This is a genomic window from Acinetobacter harbinensis (assembly GCF_000816495.1).
Classification (GTDB): domain Bacteria; phylum Pseudomonadota; class Gammaproteobacteria; order Pseudomonadales; family Moraxellaceae; genus Acinetobacter; species Acinetobacter harbinensis.
Genome location: NZ_JXBK01000002.1, coordinates 71,177 through 85,668, shown reverse-complemented (window position 1 = coordinate 85,668; position 14,492 = coordinate 71,177). Strand labels below are relative to the sequence as shown.

Here is a 14,492-nt window from a genome sequence, read left to right as displayed (position 1 = left end):
GTGTGCCCTGTGGATGTTGACTAAATATCCCATAAGGCAAATTTTGAATCGGGAAGTCTGAATCGGCTGCAACCGCGATAAATGATTCTAATGACTCAGTCATATTTACAATCCTTGTATTGCAGCGAAATGGTTCGCGCTGCTTGATCCCTATTGATCTAAAAATGGGTTGATTTTTTGAGTAGCAATTCACTTCAATTAAATAAATATTGATTATTTAATTTAATAACAACAACTTAATTAAAAGTATGCAGTCAATCTATTCGGTCAAAGACCGCTTGATTTTGATGATTCTTCACATCATACTTATTTTAATAAATTACGCAATACATAACCAGATTATTAATTACATAATTTAACTAAAAATTGAGATGCTCAGTTAGCGGGCGTATTTGCAGGATTATCGATATTTTCTGCGATGAGATGGTTTGTAAATGCCGTGCTTCAAGTAGAATGCGGGTTATTCAAGTGAGAGTTTAGATTGATGGCGGAAGAAAAAACCCAAGGCGGCGTGCAGTCTCTAGAGGTTGGATTAAAGGTTTTGGATGCGCTGATTACCCACGGTACGCCGATGATGTTAAAACAACTGGCCGAAACACTGGCGATGCATCCTGCCAAAGTACATCGTTATGTGGTCAGTTTAGTGCGCATGGATTACGCCAAACAATTGGTAGACGGTCGTTATGCTTTAGGTGATCAAGCTTGGCGTTTGGGCTTAAGGTGTATTCAGCGCACAGATACCATTCAAGCAGCGCAGCCTATGATTCACGAGTTGCATCAAAAAATTGACTGTGGTTTACAGATTAGTAAATGGACTTCACAAGGCCCATTAATTGTGCAATGGATTGAACCGAATCAAGCGGTTTCTGTGATTACCCGGGTGGGATCAATCATGCCGATGCTGAATTCTGCCACTGGCCGTGCTTATGCTGCATTTATGACCGAAAAAGCGGTACAGCCTTTACTTGAACAGGAATGGCAACAGAAAAAAAATCAAGCTCAAGCTGTTTATCCCGCCAATTGGTCGGAATTTCTCGAGATGAAGCAGGGTATTTTGCAATCAGGCATTGCGACGGTTTCAGGTGATCTGCTGATTGGCGTAAATGCGATTTGTGTGCCCATCTTTAATATTCATGATGAAATTGAATTTTGTATTGCCGCACTGGGTGCTGAATCACAATTACCGATTGATGTTGAAAATGAAAAAGTGAAGGCGTTAAAAGCCACTGCGAAGGCGCTGACGGAACATATTTCTTGTGGATAAAAGCGGTTAAAAGATAATTAGTTTGCGTTAAATTGTCTTGGTCACAGCACATCTACTGTTGATGTTGATGAGTAGATCTAATGCCATGCGCTATATCCTGCATCCTCTTCATCAAGGATAAAAATTCAAGCCTTATTTGGGCAGCTTTGTACGCTATGGCGTACACCCATTCACGCCTTTTGCCGCTAGGCGAGCTAGCGGTAATTTCTTATGATGGGTACATAGAGAGCAGGAAGCTCCAATAATAATAAAACCATATACATACGGACAGTGGGGTACGACAGGAGTCATACCAAGCGAACCAATACGAAAAACCTCGACAGGATGTCGGGGTTTTTTATTGCCTCTATCTTTTCGATCAGGCTTTTATGTGCATCAACAATAAGTATTATTCTTGACCAGTAGAATCTGCATCAGTGTTGAATGCTGTTCTTCGACTAATATGCAAACCTGCTGCAACTTCGACTTCGCTTAAGTTTTTATTTTTGAAAACTTTTTTAATGTCAGATAACTCACGCTTGGTTAAAAGCTTATCCTTGCGCTATTGGTGCTGAATAGGACAAAACTACTACTCATGAATTTTATTCACTTTGTGGTTAGATAAAATCATTTTTATTCATGTATGAATTCAGGTATAAATTACTCCATACAGAAATTTTGGTTTTATCTAAAAAATTAGGGAGCGGATCACCATGAGTAACGCATTTGCATGTTCAATTAAACGCATTCGTTTCGATGAGAACTATCAGCCCGCAGATAGCACACGTTTAACAACTAACTTTGCCAACTTGGCGCGTGGTGAAAGTCGCGAACAAAATCTACGCAACACACTGCGTATGATCAACAACCGTTTTAACGCATTGGCACATTGGGATAATCCTCAAAGCAATCGCTACTCAGTTGAAATTGATATTATTTCAGTCGACTTGGATATTGAAGGCAAGGGTCAGACATTCCCAGTGATTGAAACATTGAAAACCACTATTGTTGATCATCAAACACATCAGCGGATCGATGGCATGATCGGCAACAGTTTTTCTTCTTATGTACGTGACTATGACTTTAGCGTGGTTTTGCCCGCCTATTTTAAAAATCAGCCTAAATCGAATGCACCCGAAAATTTTGGTGATTTACATGGCAAGCTGTATCAATATTTGGTGAACTCAGAGGTATTTAAAGCAGAATTTAAGAAACTGCCTGTGATTTGCCTGAGTGTTTCAACCACGAAAACTTATTATCAAACGGCCAATCAGCATGCTGTTTTAGGTATTGAGTACAAGCAAGATGAATACTCACTTACGGATGACTATTTCCACAAAATGGGTTTAACCGTTCGCTATTTTCAACCTAAAAATAGTGCAGCACCATTGGCATTCTATTTTAGTGGTGATTTATTGCATGATTACACGGATCTTGAATTGATCAGTGCAATTAGCACCATGGAAACTTTTCAAAAGATTTATCGTCCTGAAATTTACAATGCCAATTCTGCTGCAGGTCAAGTGTATCAAGCAAGCCTTGAGCATCCAGATTATTCATTAACCCAAATTGTATATGACCGCGTTGAACGTAATCAGTTGGCAGTAAAACAAGGTCAATGGACTGAAGAACACTTCATCAAACCTTATCAAAATATTCTTCAGCAATGGGCTGCAAACTACGCTGTAGAGCGTAATGACGTTAAAACGAACGCTGCGTAATTCACTTAATTTAAAGATAGAAGATTTAAAATGGCCATTTTATTACCAACATCAACCGCTGGCAGCTTACCAAAACCTTCTTGGTTGGCAGAACCTGAAAAACTTTGGTCACCTTGGAAGTTAGAGGGTGATGCACTGATTGAAGCCAAGCAAGATGCTTTACGTTTATCCTTGCAAGAACAGCTACATGCAGGTATTGATATTGTCGGTGATGGTGAGCAAACCCGTCAGCATTTTGTCACCACCTTTATTGAGCATCTCAGCGGCGTTGATTTTGAGAAACGTGAGACGGTTAGAATTCGTAATCGCTATGAGGCCAGTGTACCGACCGTGGTGGGTGCAGTGACGCGTGAAAAATCAGTATTTGTGGAAGATGCCAAGTTTTTACGTCAGCAGACCACGCAACCGATTAAATGGGCGCTGCCCGGTCCGATGACCATGATCGATACGCTGTATGATAACCATTATAAAAGCCGTGAAAAACTGGCGTGGGAATTTGCTAAAATTCTCAATCAAGAAGCTCGAGAATTAGAGGCTGCGGGCGTTGATATTATCCAATTTGATGAACCGGCTTTTAATGTGTTTTTTGATGAGGTGAATGACTGGGGCGTTGCCACTTTAGAGCGCGCACTGGAAGGTCTTAAATGTGAAACTGCTGTACATATTTGCTATGGTTATGGCATCAAAGCCAATACCGATTGGAAAAAAACCTTGGGGTCCGAGTGGCGTCAATATGAGCAAGCATTTCCTAAGTTGCAGCAGTCTAAAATTGATATTATCTCGTTAGAATGCCAAAATTCGCATGTACCCATGGATCTTATTGAACTGATTCGTGGTAAGAAAGTGATGGTCGGCGCGATTGATGTGGCCACCAATACCATTGAAACCGCAGAGGAAGTCGCCAATACGTTACGAAAAGCACTTCAGTTTGTCGATGCCGATAAGCTGTATCCTTCGACCAACTGTGGCATGGCACCTTTATCTCGTCAAGTCGCAAGAGATAAGCTCAGTGCTTTAAGTGCCGGTGCAGCCATCGTGCGTAGAGAACTCTTGAACGCCGAATAACGCATGCAGTGATGGATAACGGGTTAGCTGCTTTAGTTTGATTGAATTTCATGCTTAAGCTGGTAACCCTCTGTTCAATTGATAGAACGTATTGGTTCTATACTAAACTTATTTAGATACTGTACCGACGTGAACAAATTGCGTGGTATAGCGCAGTATCAAGCAACAAGATACGGTGCAATTTAGGAACAAAGTGATGATTCAAGCCACAGACTTTAAAAATGCAATGTCTTTGTTATCAAGTGCGGTCAATGTTGTGACCACAGCAGGGGCATCTGGTCGTTATGGATTCACTGCATCTGCTGTATGCAGTGTGACGGATACGCCGCCAACATTATTGGTCTGTATGAATACAGCATCTCGCTCACATCAACATTTCATAGAAAATAAAATTTTAACGGTGAATGTTTTAGGTGCAGATCATCAGCATATTTCTAACGTCTTTGCATCCAAAATGAGTACTGATGAGCGCTTTAAATATGGGAATTGGTCACAATTAGAAACAGGTGCACCTGTTTTAGACGATGCTTTGGTAAATTTTGATTGTCAGATTGAACAAATTCAAGAAGTCGGAACACATAGTATTTTCATCTGCCGTGTTGTCGCAATTCAACACGGTCAAGACCATCACAGTTTAGTGTATTTTAATCGCGCTTATCATCATGTCGGGCAAGTCGAAATCGCTTAAAGTGATTTTTTATTTAACCTGAAAGTTTTTCCATGAGAGTCAAGATTTAGATATGGATTAAGTCATTAATTCATATCAATAATGATAAAAAATCTAAATTATAGGTTTCATAAGAAATTAAAAACAATTGATTTTTGATACAGTTATTTTAGAATGAATAGCCAAAGAAGATGGTATTCCTCCTCACACAAACCGCCAATTCTGGCTGATGATACCTACGTTTCCCTCAAGCAGGGTACGTAGTTGCGTGCTCTGTTTGTATAAAATAGAGTATGGCTATGCTGTTTTCTCATAAAACCTCATATCCTTTATTTGACAGTCTTACTGCTCAACAGAACAGTATAAGAAAGCACGGATATCTCTTATGCATTACATATGGTGCTGTGCATACTGCATGGCTATGTTTGGCGTATCAGCTTTAAATTGATAGCGTCCTTGAAAATATGTCATTTGGGACTGTTATTATTAATTTGATGGATGCTTTCGTCATTAGATTAGCAGTATCATTTTTTCAAATAGCGGCATAAGCTCGAATTATAATTTTTTCGTTGTCACCCGCTTCTGCGGCATATTCACGACTATTCTCAATAAACGTGCTTGGATTATTGCAAAGTTCACCATTGGAATATCAAGCATAGTAATGCATTGATTGATTGATTGATATTTAGCATATTAGAAATATTGACGTACCCATTAGCCATTACAGATTAAAATTTTAGACCTAAAAGGATAAAAATATGAGCTTTCAGAACGTTAAAGTAGGTATTAATCCACCAGATGACTTTTATAGTATCATTGAAATTCCAGCAAATTCAAAACCGATCAAGTATGAAGTTAATAAAGAATATGATGCTTTATTGGTTGATCGATTCTTAAGTACAGCAATGTTTTATCCTGAAAATTATGGCTATATCCCTCAAACGTTGAGTGAGGATGGAGATCCTTTGGATGTATTCGTCATTGCGCCGCATGCAGTTGCAGTGGGTTCAGTTATCCGTAGTAGACCTATTGGTATTATGTATATGGAAGATGAACATGGTATTGATGCCAAGATCATTGCTGTGCCACATGCAAAACTAACGCCACTTTACGCTTATGTTAAAGACCTAAATGATCTCCCACCACTTCAATTGCAACAAATGAAGCACTTTTTTGAGCATTACAAGGATTTAGAAGTAGGTAAATGGATGAAATTTAACGGTTGGGGAAATGTTGAAGCGGCTAGAACTGAAATTTTAAAATCTATTCAAGCCTATAAATAGTTTAAAACAGAAGGCATCTATTTTGATGCCTTCTTTTACTGCCTAACATGACTTAAGCTATAAAAAAAGTTAAACTTGGCTTGCATCAAGCACAAATATATATTGGCAAAGTAATAATTTAAAAATAGCTCAACTACTTCAATTTTGAGCAATACATAGGCCTGAGAATTATGATAAAAACCTTGTTATATATAGCCTTGAGTACATTTCTCATCACAGGTTGTACTTCAACTCCTCCTCAGAAAGCGTCTGATATAGGCATACTTGGACTGCTCATCTGTCAGAAAAATGAAATTTGTCCAATTGTAACAGTCGCTTGGAATGAATCAAATAAAACCATATTAAAAGTGAAAATGAGCTTAAATAGTAACTATAAAAAGTACGAGATCAATAAAGTGGTCTTCACCAATGGGAAAACCAGCCATTCATTTAATGTTGATGGCCCGACAGAGATTGACTTTGTATTTGGATCATATCGCTCTCGTAATAGTATTATGCTGCCGGTCAAGCTTATGGCAGATTTTACCGAATCAAAAGAAGTTTCTATGAACATATATACAGACCAAGGGGTTATCTCTAGATATATCTTAAAAGATGAGATAAAAGCACCTGTATTTGAAGAGCTAAATAAAGTCTACAAATCATCTATTTGAATAAATAAAAACGGTATAGACATCTTTTCGAGGTGTCTAGGCAAAATACTGTCTGATTCATAATAATTTCCAAACAATACTGATCTGCATTTAAGAGAATATTTTTACGTGAAATCAGTAGGTATTCTATAACCATTTTTTTGTTATGTACCCACTAAAATATGCAAATTTATCAAACTAAATATTACTCAAACCTGAATCGCGGATAAGAAATTGACTTGAAAAAAGCTGACTGAAAACCATGAGGACATTACCACCTAAGCTAAGCCTTCAGTCGCATCACATTATTATGAATCAGTCAGGAAATATGGTGAGTACAGTTTTATCAAATAGACATACCGCAGATATTAAAATAGTTGAGCAACTGATTATGCGGTTAAAAGCCAAACTCTATGCTGATCGTGGATATATTGCTCAGAATTTAAAGCAAAGTCTTAAAGTGCAACCAATTGAATTAATTATATATCATCGTAAAACATGCCGGCTGTGAACTGATCAAAAGGGGATGAATACCCCTTGGGACAAGGTAATAAAATAGAAACCTTATTCAGCGTATTAAAAGGGACATAGCATTTGGTAAGCAGTATTTCTGGCTCTTTAGCAGCAATGTATGCGTCATTATGTGCTTATTTACTTTATCATTCGAATAAGTCCAAGATGAAAATTAATGCAAGATTGGCTTAAGCAGAATGTGAATGAGTAGATGAAATAAATTGTAGTAATGCTCACATGATTAATATAATAAATTCAGAATAAACAATGAATTGTATAATAATATTGTAAGAGATTGCTTACAAGAGAGTGAGAAATTGACGATATAATTAGCTTGATGTAGTGGTTATTATTTACTCAATCAGTTCAATTGGAAACTGAATAACAATAATAAATTCATAGCCGCGAACCGTATAGGTGGATAGGTTATGAAGAGGACTTTAAGCTCAAGCCCCATAGTTTCGGGAGAGACTATGGGGCTTATTAAGGTTAAAAAATATTGGATATTAATCTTAAAATTTCATCTAAAAATACTGATTTAACATTCGCTTATTGATTTATGTTAATGACTTATTTGAAGCAGTAAGACACTTATTTATCTGAATCACGGATATGAAATTGACTTGAAAAAAGAGCACTGAAAACCATGAGTACGTTATCACAAACCCACACCTGCAGTAAGCATGCGCCTTGCACCATAGAGAGCTCATACATATTCTGTTTACCTCATTGATGGCTTTTTTCAAAAATTGAACCATGTCTCTTCAGCCACAACACAAACAAAAAAATCTTATATAGTCCAATGCAGCAACTTAAAATCAGTTACTGCATTCTGTTATAAGATTTATCAATGATCTGTATTTGGTTGATTGATCCAACGATACAGTACTGGCAATAAAACCAAGGTAAGAAGGGTGGATGAGATAATTCCACCAATAACCACAGTTGCTAAAGGTCTTTGGACTTCCGCACCAGTTCCAGTTGCGAACGCCATCGGTACAAAACCAAGTGAGGCTACACAAGCGGTCATGAGCACTGGTCTAAGACGTAAAATTGCGCCTTGCCACGTTGCATAATACAGATCATATTGCAGTCGTAGCTCCTTAATAAAGGTGAGCATGACCAAGCCATTTAATACGGCTACACCCGATAAAGCAATAAAGCCAACGCCAGCTGACATCGACAGTGGAATATCACGCAACCAGAGCGCGATTAAACCGCCACTTAAGGCGAAGGGCACGCCACTAAACACAAGTAAGCTTTCTTTGATGTTGTGAAATACGGCCATTAGAAGAATAAAAATCGCGAGCAATGCCAGTGGAACCACCAATTGCATCCGCGCTTTGGCAGACATCAGGTTTTGAAACTGCCCCCCATAATCTATCCAATAGCCACTTGGAAATTCCTGTTGAGATAGTGTGCTTTGAAGTTCAGTTACGAATGAACCTAAATCGCGTCCCTCTACATTTGCCGTAATCACCACCCGACGTTTACCATTTTCACGGCTGACCTGATTAATCCCCAAAATATTCTCAACGCGTGCAACATCTTGTAATTGGATTAAACCACCATTTGGTAATTGAACAGGAAGTACAGCTAACTGCTCGGGACTACGCTGTGAATCATCTAAACGGATGACAAAATCAAAGCGCTTATCGCCTTGTAAAATTGTTCCGACATTCTGACCACCAACACTGGTCGCCACCAGATCCTGAATGGCTTTTACGGACAGACCATATTGTGCTGCTTTAGACTTATCAATTTCGACATTCAACAAGGGTAAGCCACTGGTTTGTTCTACATTAACCGCAGTCGCACCTGAAATGGATTTAATTTTTTCAGCAATTTTAATGGCCTCACCATTTAGAATATCAAGATCATCGCCAAATAATTTGATTCCAACATCACTTCGTACCCCTGAAATTAACTCGTTAAAACGCAGTTCAATCGGCTGCGAGAACTCACTGTTATTTCCCGGCAACGTGGCTAAGACAGTCATCATTCGTTGGCGAAGTTCATCAATGGTTTGTTTTGGATTAGGCCATTCATCCTTGGGTTTTAAAAGGACCACCGCATCTGAAATGTTTGGGGGCATAACATCAGTGGCAATTTCTGCTGTACCGGTACGTGCAAAGATTGCTTTAATTTCAGGAAACGCTTCCAACAATAATTTTTCAGTATTTTCCTGCATTCGTAAGGACTGCTCTAAGCCTGTACTGGGTGAACGCATTTGTTGAACAGCGAAATCACCTTCACTCAATTGAGGAGCAAATTCACTTCCTATTTGCGTGGCGAGCACGCCGCTAAGCATTAAAATACATAGCGCCATAATCGTCACAAATAAACGAAGTTCATAGGCCTGATCTAAAAGTAATTCATATTGAGTTTTAAGCCAATGCATCCAGTGACTTTTAGTTTCCTTTACTTCGCCAGTGACAAATAATGCAACGGCTGCAGGAACAAAAGTGACCGATAAAATCATGGCACCGATTAAGGCCAGCACCACCGTCATGGCCATCGGATGAAAAAGCTTGGCTTCTACACCGCTCAGGGTGAAAATCGGCAGATAAACCACCAAAATAATCAATTGTCCAAAAATTAGAGGGCGACGAGCCTGTTTTGCAGCCAGAAAAACTTCTTCTAATCGTTCAGAACGGTTTAGTAATCGGCCTTTGATCTTCTGCGCTTCAGCCAGTCTGCGGATACAGTTTTCTACAATCACCACTGCACCATCAATAATGATACCGAAGTCCAATGCACCTAAACTCATCAGATTGGCACTAATTTTCTGCTCTGCCATGCCCATAAAAGTAAACAGCATGGAGAGGGGAATAATGCACGCGGTGATCAGCGCAGCACGTAAATTACCCAAAAAAACAAAGAGAATAATAATGACGAGGATCGCGCCCTCAATTAAATTTTTCTGAACGGTTTGGATTGCGCGATCAACCAAATGTGTACGGTCATACACGGTCTCAATCACCACGCCTTGAGGCAGTGATTGCTGGATGGATTGCACCTTTTCATCAATGGCTTGGGCGACTGTACGACTATTTTCGCCCATCATCATCATGGCAATACCCAATACAGTTTCTTCACCATTATAGGTTGCAGCGCCGGTTCTTAAGTCATGACCAATCGATACCTGTGCCACATCTGCCACCCGAATCGGATAGCCATTTTTATTGGCAAGACTAATATTTTGGATATCTTCAATGGTATTTAAAGTGCCCGGGACACGCACAGTTAACTGTTGCCCATTTTTTTCAATATAGCCGGCACCACGGTTTTCATTATTCTCTGTTAAGGCGGTTTGTAGATCAATCAAAGGAATTTGCAATTGTTGTAAGCGGTTCAGATCAGGTGCAACCACATAGGTTTTATTAAAACCGCCAATGCTGTTAATTTCCGCTACACCTTTGACACGCTGTAATTGTGGCCGCACAATCCAATCCTGAATTTCACGCAAATCCATAGCTGAATAAGCGCTCCCATCGGGCTTTTTCGCATTGGCTTCAGCTTTAATAACCCATTGATAAATTTCACCTAAACCAGTTGAAATAGGCGACATCGTCGGTTGAATCTTTTCAGGCATTTCGCCCATCGCTTCTTGTAAGCGCTGGTTGATGAGCTGTCTGGCCCAGTAAATATCAGTGCCATCCTCAAAAATGATGGTCACTTGCGATAAACCATAGCGTGAAATAGAGCGCGTTTGCTCCATGTTCGGCATGCCGGACATGGCATTTTCGATTGGATAGGTAATGCGCTGTTCTATCTCTAAAGCAGTAAAGCCATTGGCTTGGGTATTAATCTGCACTTGGGTATTGGTAATATCAGGAACAGCATCTATCGGTAACTTTTGATAACTATAAATTCCAACACCTATCCACGCGACAATAAAAAGCATGACCCAAATGGCGTTATAGATAGAAAACTGTATCAGTCGATCAAACCAACCTTCAGCCTTGATGGATTCGTGATTAGAAACTGGAGGCGTTTCAGTGCTCATGTGAAGCCTCTCCTTTTTCTAACTCAGATTTCAGTAAAAAGCTGCCTTGGGCTGCATATTTTTGTCCTTGATTAAGTCCACTCAGTACTTCAATGTATTGACTATCCTTTGATGACTGACCTAATTTGATAGGCGTCGGATGGAATTCAACTTGCTGTTCCTGTTGAGTGGCGATGAAAACCACATTTTTTCCATCAACATTCTGTACCGCTGACTGAAGAATTCGTAATGCGGTGCTATCACTGGGTTGTGGTAGCAGTACGTTCACCATTAAATTTGGGCGTAACTCAGCTGTACTGGACTGTACTTTTGCCCGCACCTGAAGGCGACCTGTTTGAGCGTCAGCTTCTATATTTAACGTCTGAATAACCGCCTTATAGATCTTGTCGGTTTGTAAAGATTTAAACTCAATCTTTTGATTGGGCGATAAGCCAACAATTTCAGCATTTGGAACAATAAACTCAAGCCATAGTTGATCTAGCTGATCTATGGTAAACAGTTGACTGGCTGACTGAACATTTTCTCCCATCACCAAGTCCTTTTTACTGATCACCCCTGAAATGGGTGCTTTTAAAATATATCGCCCATTACTGGCATTCATTGCACCGAAGGCACTTAAACGTGACTGAGCAGCTTGAACTTGAATTTGTGCGCGTTTATAGCTGTGATAAGCACGTTGATAATCTTGTTTTGCCGAAATACCTTGTGACCAAAGCTGCTGCTCACGATTAAAATCTTGTTTAGCCAGTTCAAGATTGCTTTGTTCAATTTTAAGATTGGCCTGCTGATCGACTAAATCAGGCACCAGCAGTGCAGCCAAAGGCTGTCCTTTTTGAACTTTTTGCCCCAACTCGACATAGACATTTTCCACATGACCGCTAAAACTGGGCGAGACATGCGCTTGCTGATCGGTATTCAGACTAAGTTTTGCTGGATAAGAATTTAATTGAATCACAGCACCTTGCTCAACCGCTAATAACTGGATGCCTTGTTGTACCAATTGCTTGCTCGTCAAGCTGATACTCTCTACATGCGCATCAGTTTCGCCATGGTCCTGTTGTTCTGCACTTTCTGCCTCGGCATGTCCGGCTGAAGTTTTTGATTTATTTTTATCCATCAAAATTAACAGAATACTCAAAATTACGGTTGCAGCGATCACTAAACTAATCAGTAGCGGTTGGGAAGTCTTTCCAGTGTGCTTTTTTAAGTTGCTTTGAAGATCGAACATTTTAATTTTCCCCGCCAATTACAGGCATAGCATGTATGTCTTGCCATAAGTTTTGATTGATTTGTGCAATAGCATCTTTCGACATAACATCACTTGGCTGAATGCCTAAGCTCAAACTTTCTGCTTCAATGGCCTTTTGCCAGCCATCGCGCAATAATTGAACTTTACGCATACGTATCTCTTGCAATTGAAGTGTGGCTTGCTGAACATCAATTAAAGCGAATTTGCCTGCTAAAAAACCTTGTAAAATTTTACTTTGAACTTGGCGAGCCAAAGGAATTTGAGTATCGTCAACAACTTTAAATTGAGCCTCTAATCCTTGTAACGCTGTTAAAGTCGTGCCGATCTGTAACGCATTTTGCTTTAGATAAAATTCTTTCTGACGCTGTAATAAGTTCATTTTTGCTTGCGTGATTTTGATGCCATTTTGCTGACGATCAAAAATATTCAGCGGCACACTTACTCCCAGCACCCATTGATTTTGTGTGGCGTTGTCTAAAGCTTGGCTGCGGTTGATCCCCAGATTTACAGTAGGATGAGGACGTGCCTGTGCGCTCAGCTGCTCAACAGTGGCTTGAGACTCTAATAGCTGTAAAATCCGATATTTCTCGACATAGTTATCTGCTAAATGTTCTTGAACTTGCTGATGGCTGGATTTTGGCCAAAGCTTTTGCGCTGATAGATTGACCTGTAATGACTGATCAGCGCTTCCCCATAAATTTGATAATTGTTGGGCTGCAACTTGTAGCTGTAAGTCTGCCTGTCTAAAAAGACGGATATTTTCTGCATGGGTTAAACCGGCACGACTCACATCGACTTGCGCGATACTGCCTGCATTAAAGCGTTTCTCAATCGCTTTAAGATTTTCTTCGCTCACTCGAAGCTGTTCATTCACAATGCTCTTTTCAAGTTCAGCAATGGCCAGCTGCGACCATGCATATTTCACGGCCAGCGCAATTTGTGCTTGATAAATTTTCTGCTTCAATGCTGTTTTATCTATTAACAGACGGGCTATTTTTTGCTGTGCTTTGCGCTCACCAAAAATATCTAAGGGTTGTGATATAGCAACGGCCAGCTCTTTTTCAGTAGTTGAACCAAATCCGGTTTGTTCAACTGAAAGCACAGGGTTTTTAAACAGCTTACTTTGCTGAATATTCGCGTCGTTAATACTATTTTGCGTTTGCCAGAAATCTTGTGAAGCTTGATATTGGTTTACCTGCTCAATGGCTTGCCAGAGAGTTAATTGCTGCGTTTTTGCAAGCACAGATGTACTTAAGCTCAGTATGATTAAAAGAAAAACAGCCGTCCGTACAGCTGAGCTGAATAAATTCAGAATAAAGCTATCTTGATATAGTTTATTTTTTGACATGAAAATGTCCCACACATAATGAAATTAGGAGTGGTGGGCTTTTATGAGACTACCCCACCAATAGTGGGGAAAAATTGGGAGGGGGAGTTAATTGATTGAGAACAGGCGATTTATAAAAAGTTATTCCCAAATAGGAGGGGATAATCGTGATCTGAAAATTAGTTTTAAACAGCAAATCATCTGGTGGATGAATCTGAAGCACTATCGTGTTTGAAAAATGATTACACTTTTCGTTAAAACAAACCTTCTGACAATAGTCATAAATTTTATTATAATCTGCTAAGGAATCAGAAATTTGTTGAGTATTTTTGGATAATTCAGTTGAATCGTTTGGATTCATCAACCTTGAATTTGGGTCGTTAGACATTTCATGCAGACAGGCAGCCTCTGCCACACTCCAAATATTTTGGAATGTGAATAAAAGTATAAATAGCTGAATTAGAAATATTTTTCTCGTCATACACAAATTTATATTTAAAACACCAAGAGGAGGTTAGCCCAATTTATTTGGACGTTGATTGCAAAAATCAAGCCACCTTAAACTTTTTATAATTTTAAGTAAAGCTATAAATAGCGCCATCAAAAGATGGTTATATATGTACAGAATTTTGATGGACATTGATTATGCTTCAAAAAATCATCCTTTGTGTATGCTTAGGTTTATCTAATATAGCGCTAGCAAAAAGCTTAGCATTAAGTTTTGATGATGGCTTAGACCCATTAATTCATTCACAAGCCAAACAAATTAATAATGATATTTTA

At 39.3% G+C, this 14,492-nt stretch carries 9 protein-coding genes, 3 pseudogenes and 1 riboswitch; of the genes and pseudogenes, 8 read left to right on the top strand and 4 right to left on the bottom strand.

All coding sequences use genetic code 11. The features are described 5' to 3' along the window. A pseudogene (locus SE27_RS14580) lies at positions 1-103 on the bottom strand (fumarylacetoacetate hydrolase family protein); the annotation flags it as partial. A 381-nt stretch (positions 104-484) separates the two neighbouring features. Between SE27_RS14580 and SE27_RS12575 the strand changes: the two are divergent. The 7 genes and pseudogenes from SE27_RS12575 to SE27_RS14575 all read left to right on the top strand — a co-directional run. After that, the gene (locus SE27_RS12575) at positions 485-1,264 is read left to right on the top strand and encodes an IclR family transcriptional regulator (RefSeq protein ID WP_039624136.1); all 780 of its coding nucleotides are present in this window, start codon (positions 485-487) and stop codon (positions 1,262-1,264) included. Positions 1,265-1,956: 692 nt separating this feature from the next. Beyond that, positions 1,957-2,964 carry a DUF1852 domain-containing protein gene (locus SE27_RS12570; RefSeq protein ID WP_039624134.1) on the top strand — a complete coding sequence of 336 codons (1,008 nt, stop codon included), beginning with the start codon at positions 1,957-1,959 and terminating at the stop codon, positions 2,962-2,964. 30 nt (positions 2,965-2,994) lie between these two features. After that, positions 2,995-4,029 carry a methionine synthase gene (locus tag SE27_RS12565; RefSeq protein ID WP_039624132.1) on the top strand — a complete coding sequence of 345 codons (1,035 nt, stop codon included), beginning with the start codon at positions 2,995-2,997 and terminating at the stop codon, positions 4,027-4,029. A gap of 196 nt (positions 4,030-4,225) precedes the next feature. Continuing rightward, positions 4,226-4,717, top strand: coding sequence for a flavin reductase (locus SE27_RS12560; protein WP_039624131.1), 492 nt, complete (start codon positions 4,226-4,228; stop codon positions 4,715-4,717). 157 nt (positions 4,718-4,874) lie between these two features. Beyond that, positions 4,875-4,942: riboswitch (Fluoride riboswitch) on the top strand. Positions 4,943-5,454: 512 nt separating this feature from the next. Next, the gene (gene ppa, locus SE27_RS12555; protein ID WP_039624129.1) at positions 5,455-5,979 is read left to right on the top strand and encodes an inorganic diphosphatase; all 525 of its coding nucleotides are present in this window, start codon (positions 5,455-5,457) and stop codon (positions 5,977-5,979) included. A 170-nt stretch (positions 5,980-6,149) separates the two neighbouring features. Then, positions 6,150-6,632, top strand: a complete 483-nt coding sequence (locus SE27_RS12550) for a hypothetical protein (protein ID WP_039624127.1) — start codon at positions 6,150-6,152, stop codon at positions 6,630-6,632. A gap of 280 nt (positions 6,633-6,912) precedes the next feature. Next, a pseudogene (locus SE27_RS14575) lies at positions 6,913-7,316 on the top strand (transposase); the annotation flags it as partial. Positions 7,317-7,971: 655 nt separating this feature from the next. On the opposite strand, the gene SE27_RS12540 reads toward SE27_RS14575, so the two are convergent. The 3 genes from SE27_RS12540 to SE27_RS12530 are packed head-to-tail and all read right to left on the bottom strand — an operon-like array spanning position 7,972 to position 13,730. Continuing rightward, complete coding sequence (locus SE27_RS12540) at positions 7,972-11,133, bottom strand: efflux RND transporter permease subunit (protein ID WP_039624126.1); 3,162 nt, start codon at positions 11,131-11,133, stop codon at positions 7,972-7,974. After that, positions 11,123-12,361, bottom strand: coding sequence for an efflux RND transporter periplasmic adaptor subunit (locus SE27_RS12535; RefSeq protein ID WP_039624124.1), 1,239 nt, complete (start codon positions 12,359-12,361; stop codon positions 11,123-11,125). Before SE27_RS12535 ends, SE27_RS12540 begins: the two co-directional genes overlap by 11 nt. A 1-nt stretch (position 12,362) precedes the next feature. Further along, positions 12,363-13,730 (bottom strand): TolC family protein, encoded by a 1,368-nt coding sequence (locus SE27_RS12530; protein WP_039624122.1) that lies wholly within the window; start codon positions 13,728-13,730, stop codon positions 12,363-12,365. A 624-nt stretch (positions 13,731-14,354) separates the two neighbouring features. Here SE27_RS12530 and SE27_RS14570 point away from each other — a divergent pair. Further along, positions 14,355-14,492 (top strand): annotated as a pseudogene (locus tag SE27_RS14570) (polysaccharide deacetylase family protein); the annotation flags it as partial.

Excerpts from the sequence above, each read along its gene's own strand:
- SE27_RS12575 (WP_039624136.1), top strand. The coding sequence starts at position 485 with ATGGCGGAAGAAAAAACCCAAGGCGGCGTGCAGTCTCTAGAGGTTGGA.
- SE27_RS12570 (WP_039624134.1), top strand. The coding sequence starts at position 1,957 with ATGAGTAACGCATTTGCATGTTCAATTAAACGCATTCGTTTCGATGAG.
- SE27_RS12565 (WP_039624132.1), top strand. The coding sequence starts at position 2,995 with ATGGCCATTTTATTACCAACATCAACCGCTGGCAGCTTACCAAAACCT.
- SE27_RS12560 (WP_039624131.1), top strand. The coding sequence starts at position 4,226 with ATGATTCAAGCCACAGACTTTAAAAATGCAATGTCTTTGTTATCAAGT.
- ppa (WP_039624129.1), top strand. The coding sequence starts at position 5,455 with ATGAGCTTTCAGAACGTTAAAGTAGGTATTAATCCACCAGATGACTTT.
- SE27_RS12550 (WP_039624127.1), top strand. The coding sequence starts at position 6,150 with ATGATAAAAACCTTGTTATATATAGCCTTGAGTACATTTCTCATCACA.
- SE27_RS12540 (WP_039624126.1), bottom strand. The coding sequence starts at position 11,133 with ATGAGCACTGAAACGCCTCCAGTTTCTAATCACGAATCCATCAAGGCT.
- SE27_RS12535 (WP_039624124.1), bottom strand. The coding sequence starts at position 12,361 with ATGTTCGATCTTCAAAGCAACTTAAAAAAGCACACTGGAAAGACTTCC.
- SE27_RS12530 (WP_039624122.1), bottom strand. The coding sequence starts at position 13,730 with ATGTCAAAAAATAAACTATATCAAGATAGCTTTATTCTGAATTTATTC.